Origin of the sequence: Nocardia sp. NPDC049526 (assembly GCF_044465765.1) — a bacterium.
Classification (GTDB): Bacteria; Actinomycetota; Actinomycetes; order Mycobacteriales; family Mycobacteriaceae; genus Nocardia.
The window spans coordinates 496,758-514,994 of the sequence record NZ_JBITMA010000007.1 but is presented as its reverse complement, the minus strand read 5'-3'; the positions used below and the strand labels follow the sequence as shown (position 1 = coordinate 514,994).

Sequence of the window (18,237 nt, the reverse complement as noted above, 5' to 3'; positions counted from 1 at the left end):
GGCAGTACAGATGACCGAAGATGCGGCGAGCCGAGCACGACTGACGCTCAGCCACAAGGTGAATCGACTATTCGCGACCGTGCACCCACGCTCGGAGCCCGAACGCACGACGGCCGCGGTGGCCGAACAGGTCGGTGCGCAATTGGGCAGCACCGTCCCGGAAGAGCAGCTCGACCGGTTGCGGCGCGGCGAATTCGACTCGGTGCCAGTCGGATCCGAACTGCTCAGCGCCATCGCACAGTGCTTCGGCGTGAGCGCCGACTATCTGATCACCACGGGCGCGGCGGCGGCTGCGATCGATCGGGAACTCGAACTTCTTGCCACCATGCGCGATGCCAATGTCGCCAGCATCGCGCTGCGCGGATCCGATGTCGATCTCACCACGCTGACCGCGCTCATCCACCGCACGGATCAACCGATCGAGCGACCGTAGACCGGGCAGTTTTCCGAACAGTCGGTAGCATCGTCGGTTGCATGGGGCGGGACCGCAGCACTGTAGGAGATTGCCGACGAATGCCCGGTATGGAGAACCGGTTCCGGGAAGTATCCCGGAACGTACCGATACCGTCCCCGTGGAATCTGACCGCATACCTCGATGCCGTCGCCGACCATCGCGGTCGCACCATCACCCTGCAACCGGTCGACACCGCATTGCTCGCGAGCACTGGCTGCGGCACCGGCAGCGGTCTGTGGATTGCCAAGCGCGACAGCGACATCATCGTCTACGGCGCCGATACCACCGAATGGCATGCCGAGCACATCATCGTCCACGAACTGGGTCATATGCTGCTCGGCCACGGACCGGAATCGTGGACCGAAACCCCCGCGCCACAACCGATGTCGGCCCTCGCGGACCTACTGCCCTCGATTTCCCCGGAGTCCATCGCCTACGTGCTCGGGCGCAGCGACTACGCATCCGCCCGCGAACGCGATGCCGAAACCTTCGCCGACCTGGTCATGTTGCAGACCATGCGCCCGCAGCGCCGAGATTCCGTGCTGCACAGAACCTTTTTCCGCGAACGCAGGCACTGACGGCAGATACGCAAATTCTCCGGGCATTCAGCTCATGCGCTGAATACCCGGAGAACGAAGGGTTGGCGCGGTACTACGCGAGCCGGATCAGGCCGTAGTCGAATGCGTGGCGACGGTAGACGACCGACGGTCGGTCGGTCTCTTTGTCTTGGAAGAGGAAGAAGTCGTGCCCGACGAGCTCCATCTGGTAGAGGGCGTCGTCGACCGACATCGGGGTCGCGGAATGGACCTTGGTTCGGACGATATGGCCGGGACCGGCCGCGTAATCCGGGGACTCCGTTTCGTGCCGACTACGTTCGGCCTCGGGATGCTCATGTGCGGCGGCGCCCTCCGCCTGGGCGAACAGTGAGTCATCGATCAGATCGGCGGTCGCCTCGGCCACCGAGACCGGGGTCTTGTCCCCGTAGTGGACGCGGCGGCGATCCTTGGTTCGACGCAGCCGGCTCTCCAGCTTCGCGGTCACCGATTCGAGGGCAGCGTAGAAGCTGTCCGCACATGCCTCCGCCCGGACGACCGGGCCCTTGCCGCGCGCGGTGATTTCGACGCGCTGGCAGGCTTTACGCTGACGACGATTGCGTTCGTGGAACAACTCCACATCGAAGATGAATATCGAAGGATCGAAGCGTTCGACACGGGAGAGTTTCTCCGCGACGTAAATTCGGAAATGGTCAGGAACCTCCACGTTGCGGCCCTTCACCACGACATCGCCGCGCGGCGCGCGAGGTCGGTCCGCTGTGGATTGCTCTGTCGCATCCAGGGTGCTGTCATCGAGCACCGAGGCCTGTGTTTCTTTCACAGCGAGGGCGTCTTTCACTGAAGGTCGTGAAGAAGTCGTCACGCGTACCTCCCGGATATGGCCGCACAGACCAGCGTGCGTGCGGCGGGATGAGCCGTGCCGATAGACAATCTCTCGGCACATGATGTCCGAGGCGCCACCTCCAAACTCCCGGTTCGGGTGTGTGATCGCGACGCTAGTACGTCAACGGGCGGTCCGCCACTGTTCACGCAAATTTCCCGGAGTCAAGCCGAACACGTCACCAGCACGGCACGTACCGGCACCCCGATCCGGTCGAGTGCGCGCACCGATTCGCGGGCCGTAGCGCCGGTCGTGAGCACATCGTCGACCAGTACGACCTCGGCATTCGCCGCGCTTGCCGACCCGGCTCCGGTACCTGGTCGGGCCATGATCCGACCGCGCAGATTGTGTTGCCGCTCACCGACTGTCAAGCCCACCGAATCGCGCACACCCCACCACACCCGCAACATCGGTATCACCCGGCTATCCGGCAGCCATCTGGCCGCCGCCCGCGTCGTGCGCACCACCGGATCTCCGCCACGGCGGCGCGCGGACAGCCGCCGACTCGGCGCCGGGACCAATACCAGCGGCCGCTGGTCATCGCGCAGTCGCGCCAGACCATCGGCAAGTGCCAGCCCCACCGGCTCGGCCAGATCGCGACGCCCGTGTTCCTTCGCCGCGAGCACGGCCCGCCGCGCCGGACCCGTATACGACGCCAGCGCCCAGCACGGCACACCCGGATCGGCGCGCGGCCGCACCCGCATCGGCGGCCCGGCCAGGGTGGCCGCACAGTCCGCACACCAGCCCATACCCGCCACACCGCATCCGGCACAGGTTGTCGCCAGGATCAGATCCAACAGCGTTCGCATCGCCCGAGTCTGCGCCCACCCACCGACAGATTCGGGAATATCGGTGGCGCAGTACTCGTTTCGGTGCCGACGATCAGCCGGGTAGCACCGGGACCGAGTTGTCGCCGTTGAGGCCGGGCACCTCGCGCCAGAACCGGTCGGAGGTCTGCTCGCTGTACTGCAGTTGGAGCACCGCACGCGAGTCGCCGACGTACTCGGTCTCCGGCGACGCACTGACCACCCGGACCGGCGCGGTCAGATTCTGGCTGGTCTGCGGTGCGAACTGGGATCCGTCGATGGAGACGGTCGAGAGCGGATCGACATTGCCCTCCCTGGCAATGACGATGGTGTCCGCGGTCAGCCAACTCAACGAAACCGCGCGGGTGCTGAGTGAGAGCGCGAGCGGCACCGGCGAGGTGAGCGCGTATTTGCCGTCCGGGCGTCGTTCGACCACCGCCACATAGACCTTGCCGTCGGCGATGAGCGCCGCGCGCACGCCCGTGCGCGATACCCGCAACTCGGTGATCGGCAGCCGGAGCGCCGATCCTTGTGCCGACGCCATCAGGGCCGAGATGTCCACATCCTGTACCGAGACGTTTCCGGTGGCGCGATCGTTGACCGCGCGGATGACCCGTTCGCCATCGATCACGGCCCAGGCGGCGGTGCCGTCGGCATTCCAGGACGGTCGGCTGATGGTGGAGCCCTCGGCGACCGGGAAGGCGTTGCCACCGTAGCTGCCGACCATCAGCGTGCGCGGCGGCTCCGGTGGCGGACGTCCGGCATCGGCGACCGCGGCGACCAGTTGACCGTCCGGAGAGAGTGCGACCGACTGCAGATTGTTCACCGCGCCGAAGTAGCCGGGCGGTGTGATCATCCCGCCGTCGGTGACCTGTACCAGCGAGCCGTTGCGCAGCGCGTGCAACCCGATCTGGTTGCGCGCGTAGACAGCTGGGCTCAGCTGTTCGACATCGGCGACCGACCAGCCGTTGGCAGCGAAGCGATCGTCGAACGGCTTGCCGTCGGCGAGCAGCATGTACGGGCCGAGGATTTCCGCACCCGCCAGCGTGAGCACCACCTGTCCGGCGAGGAGTTCTTTATCGCGCGGGGACAGCCCGGACGCACCGGCGAAATCAATGCGCACGCCACCGAGCCCGACACCGACGTCGTTGTTGTCATTGTTCGGCTTGGTGATCGAGCCGCGCAGAGTCACCGGTGGTGCGAGTTGATTGCGTACGACCGAGGCGAGGGCGGGTTGGGTGCCCTCGGCCAGCAGGCTGAGCAGGCGTTGGGCCAGCTGGTTCTTGGCCACCGAGATCCAGCGCAGATCGGGGACGGCGGTGGTGCCGGTCGGGTCGATGAAGTACAGGACGTAGCGCCGGTAGGACTTGGCGAAGGCGGTCTGCTCCATCACCACGCCGTCGGGCAGCTCATCGATGCGCCATTCGCCGTCGACCTTGGTCATTTCGATCTTGTTTTCCAAGGGCGCGTCGATGGCCCGATAGGCGCCGTCGGCGGCCAGTTCGCCGACCTTGTGCGCCCGGATCACGTAGGTCGCCTTATCGCCCGAGCGCGATTCGCGCAGGGTATCGGCCTTGTCCACGATCAACGTGCCGGCCGCGTCGTCCCACTGCGCCGACGCCGACGGTGTCATGTACTGGCGTGCGGCCAGGTGCCGGTTGGCCGGATCGGCGGTGGCCTGCAGGAAATCGCGGAGCAACAGGTCCGGATCGCGACCGCCGATGGGCGGCGGCGGACCGTCGGAGGTGGGCTGGCGATTGATGGTGCCGAGGGCCTGCGGTGCGGAGGATTCCGGCAGGCTCGCGCATCCGGTGAGTACCAACAGCGCGGCCACGGCGGCCGCACCCAGCGCGGACAGCCGGAGCGAAGTGCGCCTCGGATACCAGCTACGCATCCTCATGACTGTACGTCCCCGCCGTCACCCGGCACGCTGTGCCCGGCCTGCTTCGGTTCGGTGGATTCGGTTTGCTCGGCCTCCGGTCCCGTGCCATCGAGTCCGATCGAACCGGCACCGTTCGAGTCGTTCGCGGCCGCCGCATCGGTGTCCGTCGCTTCCGCGGCAGTTCCACTCGGGAGCGCGTCGCCACCGTTGGTCTCGACATGGATCACCGGCAACTCGGTGACCGTGGCTTCGGGTTCCGACTCGTCGGTGGCCGGATCCTCGGCCGGTTCCGGATCGACCCGCGGCGCGGACAATGCCTTGCGCAGCACCGGTTCCAGCGGCAGCGGGCTCGCGCCCATCTTCTTGCCGCGCACCAGCGGCAGGGTGAGCCGGAAGCTCGCGCCGATACCGATCTCGCCCCACGCCTCGAGCTTGCCCTCGTGCAGATTGGCGTCCTCGACGCTGATCGACAGACCGAGTCCGGTGCCGCCGGAACGCCGCATCCGGGACGGGTCCGAACGCCAGAACCGGTTGAAGACCAACTTCTCCTCACCGGGCCGCAGGCCGACACCCTGATCGCGCACGATCACCGCGACCGCATTGGCCTCCAGATCGCCACGCATCCGGATCAGCACCGGCTTGCCCTCGCTGTGGTCGATCGCATTGGCCAGCAGATTGCGCAGCACTCGCTCCACCCGGCGCGGATCGACCTCGGCGACCAGCGGCTCCTCCGGCATATCGATGACCACCTCGACACCGGATTCCTTGGCCAGATGCCGCACGGTGGAGATCGCCGCCCGCGCGCACATCCGCACGTCGAGCGATTCGACCTGCAGTTCGGCCACACCGGCATCGTGACGGCTGATCTCGAGCAGATCGTTGAGCAGACCCTCGAAGCGGTCGAGTTCGGTGACCAGCAATTCCGAGCTGCGGGCCAGCGCCGGATCGAGATCGTCACTGCTGCCGTGGATCAGGTCGGCCGCCATGCGGACGGTGGTCAGCGGGGTGCGCAGCTCGTGGCTGACATCGGAGGTGAAGCGGCGCTGCAGATTTCCGAACTCCGCCAACTCGTTGATCTGGTTGGACAGACTCTCGGCCATCTCGTTGAAGGCCTGAGCCAGCCGCGCCATATCGTCCTCGCCGCGCACCAGCATGCGTTCCTTGAGCCTGCCGTCGGCGAAGCGGCCCGCGATCCGCGCGGCCGAGCGGATCGGCAGCACCACCTGCCGGGTGACCAGAGCGGTGATCGCGGCCAACAGCACCAGCAGTACGACGCCGCCGATCAACATGGTGCCGCGCATCAGCGACAGGCTGCGCTCCTCATTGGTCAGCGGGAAGATCAGGTAGATCTGCAGTGTCGGAATCTCCGCGCTCGGACTGCCGATGATCAGCGCCCGGCCGTGGTAGCCGTCCGGATCCGCGACCGTGGCGAACTGGTAGCTGACCTGGTTGCGCGCGACGAAGCGGCGCAGTTCCTCGGGCACCTCCTGGATCGGCCCGGTCGAGATCTGCTGCTGCGGGGTACCACCGACGATGCTGAGCGCGGAATCGAAACTGCCTGCGACACCGGTGGATTGGCCGGTCCCGCCGCGGTTGGACAGCGCGTTGCGGGCATCGATGAGCCGCTGCTGCTGAGTGCCGATATCGTGCACACCCGCGAGCTGGCTCTCCACCGTATTGCGGGCGCGATCCATCTCCTCGACCGCACCGTTGATCTTCGCGTCGATCAGCCGATCGGTGATCTGGCTGGTCAGCACCACGCCGAGGATCGTGATGACGATCAACGACAGGGTGAGTGTGGACACGATGACGCGCAACTGCAGCGAACGCCGCCAAACATGGCCGAGTGCGCTGCCGACTTCCTTGAGCCACGCGACCACCGGCGCGAGGGACCGTTCGAGGCGCTGCACCACACCGGGCGAGGCGGTCGAACGATCCGCGTCGCCACCGATCACGGGGGTCCGGCCTTGTAGCCCACACCGCGGACGGTCAGCACGATCTCCGGATTCTCGGGATCCTTCTCGACCTTCGCCCGCAACCGCTGCACGTGCACGTTCACCAGGCGGGTGTCGGCCGCGTGGCGGTAGCCCCAGACCTGCTCGAGCAGGACCTCACGGGTGAAGACCTGACGCGGTTTGCGGGCCAGCGCGACCAGCAGATCGAACTCCAGCGGTGTCAGCGAGATCTGCGCACCGCCGCGGGTCACCTTGTGCGCGGGCACATCGATGACGATATCGGCGATGGAGAGCAGCTCGGCGGGCTCCTCTTCGGTGCGCCGCAGGCGAGCACGCACGCGGGCGACGAGTTCCTTCGGCTTGAAGGGTTTGACGATGTAATCGTCGGCACCGGACTCCAGACCGAGCACGACGTCGACCGTATCGGTCTTCGCCGTGAGCATCACGATCGGAACTCCGGAGTCGGCCCGCAGCACCCGGCACACGTCGATACCGTTCATGCCCGGCAGCATCAGGTCGAGCAGCACGAGATCGGGACGAATCTCCCGAACCGCCGCCAACGCCTGCGTGCCGTCGCCGACCACATGCGGGTCGAACCCTTCCCCGCGCAAGACGATCGTCAGCATCTCAGCGAGTGCCATATCGTCGTCGACGACCAGAATCTTCGGCTTCATAAGTACTATGTTGTCATCTCTCGCGCTCGGAACGGGCCGCCACGCCAACACTGGTGCAATCCCGCCGCACATCCAACCTTATCCGGCAACAATTTCGACCAAACGAGTAGTCAGCGTCGCCGGATCGTCATCGGATCGGTATCTCGACCACGGCCCGTACCAGTCCCGTTCGGCCAGCTCACGGTACACCTCGCCGGTGCGGCGCTGTAGTCCACCGTCGCGCTCGTAGGCATCGAGTGCGCGGCTGTCGTCGAGTTCGCCACGCAGCCGGGCACGCTCGGCCGCGACCTCGGTCGGCACGTCCAGCAACAACTGCAGCGTCGGCACCGGTAACTCGAACCGGCCGAACTCCAATTCGCCCACCCAGCGCACGATTTCGCCGTCGGCCGACTGATGTAGGCGCGCAGCCGAATACGCGGCATTGGAGGCCACGTAGCGGTCCAGGATCACGATGTCGTTGTCGGCCAACAGCTTCGACAGGTCGTCGCGCGCCGCGGCCCGATCGAGTGCGAACATCAGCGCCATACCGTGCACCGAATCGGCGAGATCGCCATGGGCGCCACGCAATGCCTCGGCCGCGAGATCCGCGTGGATGGACCGGTCATAGCGCGGAAACGCGAGTGTTTCCGCGCGCAGGCCCCGCGCGCGCAGGTTCGCGACGACGCTGTCGATCAGCGTCCGCTTCCCGGCGCCGTCGAGGCCCTCGACCGCAATCAACACGCCCATGGCGAGCAGGCTACCGCCAGGCCACGACACCGAACGACAGTGCCCCGCCGACCGGACTCGGTCGGCGGGGCACAGGCCTTTTCGGTGCTACCTGCGGCGGCTCAGTAGCGGTAGTGCTCGGGCTTGTACGGGCCCTCGACATCGACGCCGATGTACTCGGCCTGATCCTTGCTGAGCTTGGTCAGTGTGCCGCCGAGCGCCTCGACGTGGATGCGCGCGACCTTCTCGTCCAGGTGCTTGGGCAGGCGGTAGACCTCGTTGTCGTACTCGTCCGGCTTGGTCCACAGTTCGATCTGCGCGATCACCTGATTGGAGAAGCTGTTCGACATCACGAAGGACGGATGTCCGGTCGCATTGCCGAGATTCAGCAGCCGACCCTCGGACAGCACGATGATGGACTTGCCGGACTCCTTGAACGTCCACAGGTCGACCTGCGGCTTGATATTCAATTTCGTTGCGCCGGAACGCTCCAGCGCCGCCATATCGATCTCGTTGTCGAAGTGGCCGATATTGCCGAGGATGGCCTGGTCCTTCATCGCCTTCATATGGTCGAGGGTGATGATGTCCTTGTTGCCGGTCGAGGTGATGACGATATCGGCCTGGCCGATCGCCTGCTCGACGGTCACGACGTCGTAGCCGTCCATCAGCGCCTGCAGCGCGTTGATCGGATCGATCTCGGTGACCTGCACCCGGGCGCCCTGTCCCGCAAGCGATTCCGCGCAGCCCTTGCCGACGTCGCCGTAGCCGCAGATCAGTACCTTCTTGCCACCGATCAAAACGTCGGTGCCCCGGTTGATTCCGTCGATGAGGGAGTGGCGGGTGCCGTACTTGTTGTCGAACTTGGACTTGGTGACCGAGTCGTTGACGTTGATCGCCGGGAACACCAACTCGCCCGCCGCCGCGAACTGGTAGAGCCGCAGCACGCCGGTGGTGGTCTCCTCGGTGACGCCCTGCACCGACGCGGCGATCTTGCCCCACTTGGTCTTATCGGTTTCGAAGCGCTCGCGCAGCAGGTTCAGGAAGACCTTGTACTCGGCCGAGTGGTCCTCGTCCTCCGGCGGCACCAGGCCCGCCTTCTCGAACTGCGCGCCGCGCAGCACGAGCATGGTGGCGTCACCGCCGTCGTCGAGGATCATATTGGCCGGCTCGCCCGGCCAGGTCAGCATCTGCTCGGCGGCCCACCAGTACTCCTCCAGGGTCTCGCCCTTCCAGGCGAAGACCGGGGTGCCCTTGGGCTCGTCCACGGTGCCGTGCGGTCCGACGACGACCGCGGCGGCGGCATGGTCCTGGGTGGAGAAGATGTTGCAGGAGGCCCAGCGGACCTCGGCGCCCAGCGCGGTCAGCGTCTCGATCAGCACGGCGGTCTGGATGGTCATGTGCAGCGAACCGGAGATGCGCGCACCTCGCAGCGGCAGCACCTCCGCGTACTCGCGGCGCAGCGCCATCAGACCGGGCATCTCGTGCTCGGCGAGGCGGATCTCCTTGCGACCGAATTCGGCCAGCGACAGGTCCGCCACCTTGTAATCGATGCCGTTGCGGACATCGGCGGTCAGGGACGTGCGTGCGGGAAGTTCTGAGGTCGTCATCTGCCTCTATCAGCCTCTCCTGGTTCGTCAGTACCGGGTTAAGGCTAACCGCTGAGCGCACCCGCCGGACTACGCGGTCACGCCATAGGACATCAGGATCCGACGGCGCTTACGCGGCTGGATATTCGCGAGGGTGATGTCGCCGCCGTAATGGGCCAGTACGCGGTGATCCATGATGTGTCGCCACAGCGGCGGGATGGCCGCGAACACGATCATGGACAGGTATCCGGCGGGTAGTTGCGGCGCCTGCATCGAACTGCGCAGGGTCTGGTACCGACGCCCCGGATTCGCGTGGTGATCGCTGTGCCGCTGCAGATGGAACAGGAAGATGTTGGTGACGAGGTGGTCGCTGTTCCAGCTATCGCGCGGCGAGCAGCGCACGTAGAGGCCATTGGGGCGGCGGGCCCGCAGCAGTCCGTAGTGCTCGATGTAGTTCACCGTCTCCAGCAGCATGACGCCGACCACCGCCTGCAGCGCCAGATACGGAAGCACGCGCCAGCCGAAGATCGCGATCAGCGTGCCGAACAGCACCACACTCATTGCCCATGCCTGCAGAATGTGGTTGTCCAGGGTGAACCAGCCTTTGCCCTTGCGGGTAAGGCGCTCGCGTTCGAGCCGGATGGCCGAGCGGTATCCGCCGGAAATGCTGCGCGGCAAAAACTCCCAGAGTGACTCGCCCAGCCTGGCGCTGGCGGGATCCTCCAGTGTCGCCACGCGCGCGTGATGGCCCCGGTTGTGCTCGACGAAGAAGTGTCCGTATCCGGATTGCGCCAGCGAAATCTTGGCCAACCAGCGCTCCAGATGTTCGACCCGATGCCCGAGCTCATGCGCCGCGTTGATGCCGATACCGCTGACGAACCCGAGAGTCATTGCCAGCCCGAGCTTGTCGACCACGGCCAGCTCGTCGCCCGACCACATGACGGCGGCGATGACCAGGCCGACCAACTGGACCGGCAGGAACAGATAGGTGCACCACCGGTAGTACCGATCGTTGGACAGCAACTCGTAATCCTCATCGCGTGGATTTGTGCCGTCCACACCGACCACCCAGTCCAGCACCGGGATGACGATCAACACGATGATCGGCCCGATCCACCAGCAGACCGGGGCGCCGGTACGCAAGACCAGCTGCGATGGCAACAGCGCGATCGCAGGAGCGATCAGGCCGAGAACCCACAGATGGCGTTTGGGGTCGGGCGACCCCGCCGGTTTGCCAACCGTTTGCACGTTTGCCCCGCTAAATAATTGCCCTAACTCCGACGCATGACAATACATACAGACCTTACGTCCGTTACACAGCAGCTTGGCGCCGAAAGATGTCAACCGTTACATGCGTGGCGGTCGGTTTTTAAGCATCTTCACATGTGGTCATGATCAGGGCATACTCACCGCAAACAGTCAATTTCCCAGTGGTGGAATCAGTGCAGCTCACGCGCGGCCAGAATCGCCTCGACATACGGGCTGAAGACGGCGCTCAATTCCGCGGGCGCATTGCGGCCTTGCGCGGGCGGCGTCGGGATGTAACTCAGCGCGATACGCACCAGAGCCTGTGCCAGCACATCGGATTCGGCGACCGTCGCCTGTACCCAGCTGTGCTGGAACGCGATGGACAGCCGTGCGGTCGCATGTTCGACCAACGGCTCGGCATCAAGGGTGATGAGCCGCAACAGATCCAGCTTCACCTCACCGGCGACCAGCGACTGGACCAGCGGGTCGGCGGCGGCTGCCTGGAAGAAGTCGCGCAGCCCCTCTTCGAATGCGGCGAGCGCGTCGCCGATATTGCCATCTATCGCCGAGCCGACATGATCGACCAGATCGTCGGCCAGGCGTAGCGCATAGGACTGCGCAAGCCCGGCGCGCGAACCGAATTCGTTGTAGAGAGTCTGTCTGCTGACACCGGCGCGGGTGGCCACATCACCCAGGGTGATCTTGGACCAGTCCCGCTCGGTGAGCAGCTCGCGCATCGAATCCAGAACGGAGGTGCGCAGCAGTTCCCGCGCCGCCTCCTGATAGGAAACTCTGGGTCCGTTGCGCGGCATACCCGCGAGGTTGTCACGGGTGGTTGCCGCAGTCAAAATTCACGACCGTTCGATCTCGACCATGTAGAAGTCGGCCTTGGCGGCGCCGCAATCCGGGCAGGACCAATCGTCTGGAATGTCGTCCCAACGGGTGCCCGGCTCGATCCCGTCCTCCGGCCAGCCCTTGGCCTCGTCGTACTCGAAGCCGCACTGGATGCATTGAAACAGTTTGTATTCACTCATTTGAGAACCCCCATCGGTTCGAAGTCGATCTTCTCGCGCACGCCGCAGTCCGGACAGCACCAGTCGTCGGGTATCTTTTCCCACGCCGTGCCCGCCGGAAACCCTTCGTGCGGTGCGCCTTTCAGCTCGTCGTAGACGTAATCGCAGACGGGACAACGAAATCTGCTCATGATCACGCCTCCGATGCGGCTGTGCCGTAGCGCGCGATCACCTTGTCCCGCTTGGCCGGATGGATATTGGCGCGGGTGATATCGCCGCCGTAATGCGCGAGCACCCGCTTGTCCATCACGCGCCGCCACAGCGGCGGGAAGTAGGCGAGCAGGATCATGCTGGCATAGCCGCTCGGCAGATTCGGCGCACCGTCCCAACTGCGCAGCGTCTGATAGCGGCGGGTCGGGTACGCGTGGTGATCACTGTGCCGCTGCAGGTGGTACAGGAAAATATTGGTGACGATGTGGTCGCTGTTCCAGCTGTGCACGGGGGCGGGCCGCTCGTACCGGCCGGACGCGGTGCGCTGACGGACCAGACCGTAGTGCTCGAGGTAGTTGACCGCCTCCAGCAGGCTGAAGCCGACGATCGCCTGCAGGATCAGATACGGCAGCAGGCCGATTCCGAACACCCCGAGCAGGACCGCGAACAACGCCACCGACATCAGCCAGGCGCTGAGCACCTCGTTGCGTAGACTCCACGACTTCTTGCCCAGCCGATCCAGCCGGGTCTTCTCCAGCCGCCACGAGGAGATGAAGCCGCCCCATACCGTGCGCGGCCAGAAGGCCCAGAACGATTCGCCGACACGGGAACTCGCGGGATCCTCGGGCGTCGCGACGCGCACGTGATGGCCGCGGTTGTGCTCGATGTAGAAGTGGCCGTAGCAGGACTGGGCCAGGGCGATGCGCGAGAGCCAGCGCTCCAGATCGACCTTCTTGTGGCCGAGTTCGTGCGCGGTATTGATGCCGATTCCACCGATCATGCCGACGGTGATGGCCAGGCCGATCTTGTCGACGATGTGCAGCCCGCCGTCGATGCCGAGCCAGCTCAGGTTGTCCGCCGTGATCAGGTAGCACCCCAAGATCAGCGTCGCGTACTGGAACGGCAGGTAGAGGTAGGTGAGATAGCGGTAGTACTTGTCGTTCTCCAGGTACTCCATCACCTCGTCGGGCGGATTGTCGCCATCCGGCCCGAAGAAGATATCGGCCAGCGGGATCACCACGTAGACCAGCACCGGGCCCAGCCAGAACGGCACTTGGGCCAGCCCGTGCCAGCCGAATTCGTTGAACGCCCAGATCAGCGGAAGGCCGATGGTGAAAAGGCCGGTCGGCGCGAACAACCCCCACAGCCACATGTATCGCTTGCGGTCGCGCCAATCGGTCGCTGCGGCCTGCCGGTCTGGCGCATGGGTTTCCGTGGACATCGTTGTCTCCTCATCCAAGCGGCACATCACATGTGATGTGCAGTACCACTTACTTGGACATTAGAGATCGACTTGTCTTCTGTCTAGACAAATTTATGAATTTGTAAAGACTGGCGGAAACGGCAAATCTGGCACCGCGGCACGCGCGAAACGACAATCGCCGCGTCATCCCGTCGAGGGCGGGATGACGCGGCGATCGAGCTGTCGAGATTCAGCGAAGCAGGACGTCGGCGTTGTCGGGCAGTGCGTCGATCGGCCACCAGCGCAGATCGGTGGATTCATGGCTGCGGATCGGGACCGCACCGGGCGGCGCGACGATGCGGAACAGCAGGTCGAGGTGGCGCGTCGGGACGCCGAGCGAGCAGGTGATCGGATGGGCCTGCGCACCGTAGAGTTCCGCCTCCATGCGCAGGCCCGTCATGCCGGACTCCTCGGTCGCCTCGCGCAGCGCGGCGTCGGCCACCGTCTCGTCACCCTCCTCGCAGTGCCCGCCGAGTTGGATCCAACGGCCGACCCGCGGGTGCAGCGTCAGCAGCACCTCGCGCCCGTCGTGCGAGAAGACGACGGCAGAGGCGGTGATATGACCGGGTGCGTGCTCGCGCAGACACCCGCGCGGTGCGGATCCGAGGAAGGCCAGCATCGCCTCGCGCAGCGAGGCATCGACCCCCGTCGGCTTCCACGTCTCCAGTAACTGCGTTGCCGAGGCATGCAGCGAACTCGCGCTCACGACTGCGCCTCGCCGACGCTCGGCTCCGTCGTGCGCGGGGGCGCACTGTGCCCATGGTTCACTCGCCGGCGCTCGCTCACAGTTCGACCAGGCCGGGGCCCGGGCCGAAGACCGGACGTGGGGTCAGTTCTTCGAGGGGGTGGCCGATCGCAATGGCGCCCAAGGGGTTCCAGTCGTCGGCAAGGCCGAGAACCTCGCGGGTGGTCTCCGGAGCGAAGATGGTCGAGCCGATCCAGCAGCTGCCGATGCCCTCGGTGGCCAGCGCGACGAGCAGGCCCTGAACCGCGGCGCCCACCGCGACGGTGAACATGGTGCGTTCGTTGGCGCGCCGCCGCTCATCCGGATAGTCGTGTGCGCCATCGGGCACGCAGAACGGGATGATCACCTCGGGTGCGTCGTGCAGGATGCGGCCGCGGGCGATGCGACGTTCCACCCGCTCCGGATCGAGACCGTCCGCGCTGAGATCGGCCCGCCACCGCTCGGCCATGGCCTCCAACAGTTGCGCGCGCAGACCGGGTTTGCGGACCCAGACGAAGCGCACCGGACGGGTGTGATGCGGCGCCGGCGCGGTGAGTGCCTTCGCCACCGCGGCGCGGATGCGTTCGGGATCGACTGGGGTATCGGCGAATTGACGGATCGAGCGACGTAGCAGCAATGCCTCGGAGCGCCCCTGCTCGATCGCTTCGGCCGTGCCGAGCCAGAACAGGTCATCGGTGCCGCCGCGCAGCAGATCCGCGGCGCAGGAGCCGTCATCGGTGACCGGCAGCCCGCGCACCACCGCGACCGGGACACCACCGAGCTTGCCCTTCACCAGATCTGCGGCGGCGGCCAATTCGTCGGCCACCGCCACCTGGGTGACATGCAGTTCATTGCCCTGCCCATCGACCGCGCCCGCATAGTCGTGCAGCACCCGCAATCCGGCGGCGCCGATGGCGGTATCGGTCTGCCCATTGCGCCAGGCCCGGCCCATGGTGTCGGTGACGACCACCGCGACGTCCACCCCGAGCCGCTCGGACAGCGCGGTGCGCAATGCCTTCGCACTCCCATCCGGATCCGATGGCAGCAGGACGAGCTCACCCTGCTCGACATTGGATCCGTCCACCCCGGAGGCGGCCTGCACGATGCCGAGCTTGTTCTCGGTGATCAGCGTTCGCCCCTTGCGCGCGAGCACGCGCACGGCCTCCTGCTCCACCAGCGCGCGGCGCGCGGCATCGCGCTCCTCCGGATCCAGCGGCGCCTCGACGATGCGGCCCTCGACCTTGGCGACGATCTTGCTCGTGACGACCAGGATGTCGCCGTCGACCAACCAGGGCGCGACGGCGGCGATATGTTCGGCGAGATCGTCGCCGGGCCGGAATTCCGGCAGCCCGGTGATCGGCAGGATCCGCAACTCCCCCGCCGCGTGATCGGCCGGTTCCGTCAATGGCTCTTGCGTTGTCATGGCTTCACCTCGCTGACGCTCGGTTCCGCCATGAATGACGGCGCTGTGTCCTTGGTTCGCTCGATGCGCTCGCTCACGCCGGCCAAGTCGAGCGCCTCCCGCACCATTTCAGCGGTGGTCGGCGGATCGGTCATCAATAGCGGCACGCTGCGCACTTCGACACCGGGCACATCCGCGGTATCGGTGCTGTGGATCAGCCATCCGTCCAGGATGCCGGTGGCCGAGCGCGCGCCGTAGTGGCGCCCGATCGCCTCGGCGGTGGTTTCCACGCCGATCACCGAGAGGCATTCATCGGCCATTCCGCGCAGCGGTTTTCCGTCGATCACGCCGGAGATGCCGATGACCTTGGCCTCGGTGGTGCGCAGTGCGCCGCGAATGCCGGGCACCGCGAGGATGGCGCCGATGCTCACCACAGGGTTGGACGGGGCCAATAGCACCGCATCGGCCTCGGATATGATCTCTGTCACATTTGGCGCCGGTTTGGCGTCATCGGCCCCAATTGTGGCGAATCCGTGCGTCTCGATGTCCGCGCGATAGCGAACCCACCACTCCTGAAAATGGATCGCGCGGCGTTCGCCAGGGTTGTCGGGGTCGCTGACAACGACATGCGTTTCGCAGCGATCGTCGGTAGCCGGGATGAGTTTTACGCCCGGCTGCCACCGGTTGCACAACGCCTCGGTGACCGCGGAGAGCGGGTACCCGGCACGCAGCATTTCGGTCCGAACCAAGTGCGTCGCGATATCGCGATCCCCCAAACCGAACCAATCGGGCTGGGCGTGATATTTGGCCAGTTCTTCCTTGGCGTGCCAGGTTTCGGCGACCCGACCCCAACCGCGTTCGGTATCAATTCCGCCGCCGAGGGTGTACATGCAGGTATCGAGGTCGGGGCAGATCCGGAGGCCGTGCATCCAGACGTCGTCACCGACATTGACGATGGCGGAAACATCCGCATCGGGCAGTAGTTCCCGGACGCCCTGAAGGAAGCGCGCGCCGCCGACCCCGCCCACCAGGACGGCGATCTTGGGCCCACTTGCGGGTGCGGTGTCCGCTTGTTGTGGAGTCACATCGACACAGCCTATGCGCTGCCGAAGCGGCCGCGGTTCGCACTGTATTTGCCGGTCATTTGCTGTTCCGCGTTCAAGATCAGCTACGGAAAGCGGTAGCGGATAGTAACGGAATTGCGACGGCGGCTTGACCATCGACACGTTCGGCGTGTCTAATCACAGTCATGTCATTTCGGGTTCGCGCGAGAGTTCAAGGCGCGGACAGCTTTTCGAACAGGTGTTCGCACCGGGGTGGCAAGCTCGGGGATGTCCGCGGGACAACGTCGCGGGGTACGGCCGTCGGTGTGCGTGTTGGTCCGGCGGAAAGAATCAATCTGCGCTAACACACAGTGAGGAGGCGGAGCGATGGCCAATGAGCTGGCCCCTTCGGGCATGCCGGGCGGCGTATCGCAAACCGATTCCACAGCAGGCGCAGCACGTGGCGTCTGCGCAGAGATCGGTCGGATCGAACCGGACCGGATCGGGCCTGAGATGACCGACGGAGTGACAGCACCCCGGCTCAGCTTGGTCGTGACGGGCTTCGACGAGATGTTCGAATCGATCGAGGAGCAGTGGCAGGAACGTGCCCTGTGCGCACAGACCGATCCGGAGGCGTTCTTCCCCGAGAAGGGCGGCTCGACCCGTGAGGCCAAACGGATCTGCATGGGCTGCGAGGTACGCGACGAGTGCCTGGAATACGCGCTCGCACACGATGAACGCTTCGGCATCTGGGGCGGCCTCTCCGAACGAGAGCGGCGCCGCCTGAAGCGCGGCATCGGCTAGAACTTCGCGTCGGCCCGCCTCGGGTGCGCATAGCAGAGGCGGGCTGACTAAGTTTTAGTCATGGCCCGTTCACGTAATCGTCGTCCACCGACCGCACGATCGGTGATCCGTCGTGGACGCGGGGTGCGCGGGCCGATGCTCCCACCGACGGTGCCGGCCTGGCGCACCAGGGGGCAGCAGTTCGACCGGCTGGTCCTGGAGGCCTTCGCACCCTTGGACACCCGGTGGCACGATCGACTCACCAAGCTCGATATCGCCGTCGACGATGTGCCGAAAATCCGTCCGCTGCACCCGGATTCGGTCACCTGGCCGGACGAGGTGGTGGCCGACGGACCGGTGCCGCTCTCGCGACTCATTCCGGCCGGCGTCGACCGGCACGGGGTGGCCACCCGCGCCCGAGTTGTGTTGTTCCGCAAGCCACTCGAACTGCGTGCGGGCGATCCCGACGATCTGGTCGATCTACTGCGCGAGGTCCTCGTCCAACAGATCGCCACCTATCTCGGCGTCGATCCGGACATCATCGATCCCGAAGGCGCGTGACGAACACACCGCCGAGCGGGGATGAACTCGCCCGAAAACGCCGAATCCTCAGCGTGTCTGAGCACATCGCAACGTCGAGCGCGTTACTCTCATCGGCGTGATCCCCATGCGTCGTTGCTGCCGACCAGGTTGCAAGAATCCCGCTGTTGCGACGCTCACCTACGTGTACTCCGACTCGACCGCGGTGGTCGGGCCACTGGCGACGGTGGCCGAACCGCATTCCTGGGATCTGTGTGAAACACATGCTTCCCGCATCACCGCACCAAAGGGCTGGGAAATGGTTCGCCACGAAGGCGGATTCTCTTCCAGCACACCGGATGACGATGATCTGACGGCATTGGCCGAAGCAGTCCGCGAGGCCGGGCTGCGCCGCCGTCCGCCGGAGCACGACCAGCGTGGCTACTCCGATTACGCCCCGCCCGCACCGCGCGCCACGCGCACCGGCCGGCGCGGACACCTCCGAGTACTCCCGGACCCACCCAGCTAGCAGTCGGGACGGGACCGTGTCAGGGGT

At 65.7% G+C, this 18,237-nt stretch carries 20 protein-coding genes; 5 read left to right on the top strand and 15 right to left on the bottom strand.

All coding sequences use genetic code 11. The features are described from left to right. Window positions 1-10: 10 nt before the first annotated feature. Both ACIBW7_RS24410 and ACIBW7_RS24405 read left to right on the top strand, forming a co-directional pair. Window positions 11-433 (top strand): hypothetical protein, encoded by a 423-nt coding sequence (locus tag ACIBW7_RS24410; protein WP_397049910.1) that lies wholly within the window; start codon window positions 11-13, stop codon window positions 431-433. Between the two features lie 80 nt (window positions 434-513). Continuing rightward, window positions 514-1,032, top strand: a complete 519-nt coding sequence (locus ACIBW7_RS24405) for a hypothetical protein (RefSeq protein ID WP_397049908.1) — start codon at window positions 514-516, stop codon at window positions 1,030-1,032. Window positions 1,033-1,105: 73 nt separating this feature from the next. Here ACIBW7_RS24405 and hpf read toward each other — a convergent pair whose 3' ends face one another. The 15 genes from hpf to cofD all read right to left on the bottom strand — a co-directional run bounded on the left by hpf (window position 1,106) and on the right by cofD (window position 16,421). After that, on the bottom strand, window positions 1,106-1,807 hold the full coding sequence (gene hpf / locus ACIBW7_RS24400) for a ribosome hibernation-promoting factor, HPF/YfiA family (protein ID WP_397050003.1): 702 nt from the start codon (window positions 1,805-1,807) through the stop codon (window positions 1,106-1,108). A 245-nt stretch (window positions 1,808-2,052) separates the two neighbouring features. Next, window positions 2,053-2,697 (bottom strand): ComF family protein, encoded by a 645-nt coding sequence (locus tag ACIBW7_RS24395; protein WP_397049906.1) that lies wholly within the window; start codon window positions 2,695-2,697, stop codon window positions 2,053-2,055. A 73-nt stretch (window positions 2,698-2,770) separates the two neighbouring features. Then, a complete protein-coding gene (gene lpqB / locus ACIBW7_RS24390) occupies window positions 2,771-4,588 on the bottom strand; it encodes an MtrAB system accessory lipoprotein LpqB (protein WP_397049904.1) in 1,818 nt (605 codons plus the stop codon). A 2-nt stretch (window positions 4,589-4,590) separates the two neighbouring features. Then, the gene (mtrB, locus tag ACIBW7_RS24385; protein WP_397050000.1) at window positions 4,591-6,456 is read right to left on the bottom strand and encodes an MtrAB system histidine kinase MtrB; all 1,866 of its coding nucleotides are present in this window, start codon (window positions 6,454-6,456) and stop codon (window positions 4,591-4,593) included. Between the two features lie 71 nt (window positions 6,457-6,527). Next, window positions 6,528-7,205 (bottom strand): MtrAB system response regulator MtrA, encoded by a 678-nt coding sequence (mtrA, locus tag ACIBW7_RS24380; RefSeq protein WP_062984230.1) that lies wholly within the window; start codon window positions 7,203-7,205, stop codon window positions 6,528-6,530. A gap of 78 nt (window positions 7,206-7,283) precedes the next feature. Next, complete coding sequence (locus ACIBW7_RS24375; protein WP_397049902.1) at window positions 7,284-7,931, bottom strand: dTMP kinase; 648 nt, start codon at window positions 7,929-7,931, stop codon at window positions 7,284-7,286. A gap of 101 nt (window positions 7,932-8,032) precedes the next feature. Beyond that, window positions 8,033-9,517 (bottom strand): adenosylhomocysteinase, encoded by a 1,485-nt coding sequence (gene ahcY, locus ACIBW7_RS24370; protein ID WP_397049900.1) that lies wholly within the window; start codon window positions 9,515-9,517, stop codon window positions 8,033-8,035. A gap of 69 nt (window positions 9,518-9,586) precedes the next feature. Beyond that, entirely contained in the window at window positions 9,587-10,840 is a 1,254-nt protein-coding gene (locus ACIBW7_RS24365; protein ID WP_397049898.1) for an alkane 1-monooxygenase, read from the bottom strand. Window positions 10,841-10,935: 95 nt separating this feature from the next. Further along, window positions 10,936-11,556: a TetR/AcrR family transcriptional regulator gene (locus ACIBW7_RS24360; RefSeq protein WP_397049998.1), complete on the bottom strand. Its 621-nt coding sequence runs from the start codon at window positions 11,554-11,556 to the stop codon at window positions 10,936-10,938. A 39-nt stretch (window positions 11,557-11,595) separates the two neighbouring features. Then, complete coding sequence (locus ACIBW7_RS24355; protein ID WP_040694906.1) at window positions 11,596-11,778, bottom strand: rubredoxin; 183 nt, start codon at window positions 11,776-11,778, stop codon at window positions 11,596-11,598. Continuing rightward, window positions 11,775-11,948, bottom strand: a complete 174-nt coding sequence (locus ACIBW7_RS24350; protein ID WP_397049895.1) for a rubredoxin — start codon at window positions 11,946-11,948, stop codon at window positions 11,775-11,777. The genes ACIBW7_RS24355 and ACIBW7_RS24350 overlap by 4 nt, the downstream gene beginning before the upstream one ends. A gap of 2 nt (window positions 11,949-11,950) precedes the next feature. Next, entirely contained in the window at window positions 11,951-13,189 is a 1,239-nt protein-coding gene (locus ACIBW7_RS24345; protein WP_397049892.1) for an alkane 1-monooxygenase, read from the bottom strand. Window positions 13,190-13,400: 211 nt separating this feature from the next. Next, a complete protein-coding gene (locus tag ACIBW7_RS24340; protein WP_397049890.1) occupies window positions 13,401-13,916 on the bottom strand; it encodes an NUDIX hydrolase in 516 nt (171 codons plus the stop codon). A 76-nt stretch (window positions 13,917-13,992) separates the two neighbouring features. After that, a complete protein-coding gene (locus tag ACIBW7_RS24335) occupies window positions 13,993-15,357 on the bottom strand; it encodes a coenzyme F420-0:L-glutamate ligase (RefSeq protein WP_397049888.1) in 1,365 nt (454 codons plus the stop codon). After that, the gene (gene cofD / locus ACIBW7_RS24330; protein ID WP_397049885.1) at window positions 15,354-16,421 is read right to left on the bottom strand and encodes a 2-phospho-L-lactate transferase; all 1,068 of its coding nucleotides are present in this window, start codon (window positions 16,419-16,421) and stop codon (window positions 15,354-15,356) included. The genes ACIBW7_RS24335 and cofD overlap by 4 nt, the downstream gene beginning before the upstream one ends. 528 nt (window positions 16,422-16,949) lie before the next feature. Between cofD and ACIBW7_RS24325 the strand changes: the two genes are divergently transcribed. The 3 genes from ACIBW7_RS24325 to ACIBW7_RS24315 all read left to right on the top strand — a co-directional run bounded on the left by ACIBW7_RS24325 (window position 16,950) and on the right by ACIBW7_RS24315 (window position 18,210). Continuing rightward, complete coding sequence (locus tag ACIBW7_RS24325) at window positions 16,950-17,183, top strand: WhiB family transcriptional regulator (protein ID WP_029901515.1); 234 nt, start codon at window positions 16,950-16,952, stop codon at window positions 17,181-17,183. Between the two features lie 60 nt (window positions 17,184-17,243). Next, complete coding sequence (locus ACIBW7_RS24320; protein WP_169338101.1) at window positions 17,244-17,723, top strand: metallopeptidase family protein; 480 nt, start codon at window positions 17,244-17,246, stop codon at window positions 17,721-17,723. A gap of 106 nt (window positions 17,724-17,829) precedes the next feature. Then, window positions 17,830-18,210, top strand: a complete 381-nt coding sequence (locus ACIBW7_RS24315) for a DUF3499 domain-containing protein (RefSeq protein ID WP_083898166.1) — start codon at window positions 17,830-17,832, stop codon at window positions 18,208-18,210. Window positions 18,211-18,237 lie beyond the last annotated feature (27 nt).

Coding starts and splice junctions, on each gene's coding strand:
- ACIBW7_RS24410 (WP_397049910.1), top strand. CDS start 11: ATGACCGAAGATGCGGCGAGCCGAGCACGACTGACGCTCAGCCACAAG.
- ACIBW7_RS24405 (WP_397049908.1), top strand. CDS start 514: ATGCCCGGTATGGAGAACCGGTTCCGGGAAGTATCCCGGAACGTACCG.
- ACIBW7_RS24395 (WP_397049906.1), bottom strand. CDS start 2,697: ATGCGAACGCTGTTGGATCTGATCCTGGCGACAACCTGTGCCGGATGC.
- lpqB (WP_397049904.1), bottom strand. CDS start 4,588: ATGCGTAGCTGGTATCCGAGGCGCACTTCGCTCCGGCTGTCCGCGCTG.
- mtrA (WP_062984230.1), bottom strand. CDS start 7,205: ATGAAGCCGAAGATTCTGGTCGTCGACGACGATATGGCACTCGCTGAG.
- ACIBW7_RS24375 (WP_397049902.1), bottom strand. CDS start 7,931: ATGGGCGTGTTGATTGCGGTCGAGGGCCTCGACGGCGCCGGGAAGCGG.
- ahcY (WP_397049900.1), bottom strand. CDS start 9,517: ATGACGACCTCAGAACTTCCCGCACGCACGTCCCTGACCGCCGATGTC.
- ACIBW7_RS24360 (WP_397049998.1), bottom strand. CDS start 11,556: ATGCCGCGCAACGGACCCAGAGTTTCCTATCAGGAGGCGGCGCGGGAA.
- ACIBW7_RS24355 (WP_040694906.1), bottom strand. CDS start 11,778: ATGAGTGAATACAAACTGTTTCAATGCATCCAGTGCGGCTTCGAGTAC.
- ACIBW7_RS24350 (WP_397049895.1), bottom strand. CDS start 11,948: ATGAGCAGATTTCGTTGTCCCGTCTGCGATTACGTCTACGACGAGCTG.
- ACIBW7_RS24345 (WP_397049892.1), bottom strand. CDS start 13,189: ATGTCCACGGAAACCCATGCGCCAGACCGGCAGGCCGCAGCGACCGAT.
- ACIBW7_RS24335 (WP_397049888.1), bottom strand. CDS start 15,357: ATGACAACGCAAGAGCCATTGACGGAACCGGCCGATCACGCGGCGGGG.
- ACIBW7_RS24325 (WP_029901515.1), top strand. CDS start 16,950: ATGTTCGAATCGATCGAGGAGCAGTGGCAGGAACGTGCCCTGTGCGCA.
- ACIBW7_RS24320 (WP_169338101.1), top strand. CDS start 17,244: ATGGCCCGTTCACGTAATCGTCGTCCACCGACCGCACGATCGGTGATC.
- ACIBW7_RS24315 (WP_083898166.1), top strand. CDS start 17,830: ATGCGTCGTTGCTGCCGACCAGGTTGCAAGAATCCCGCTGTTGCGACG.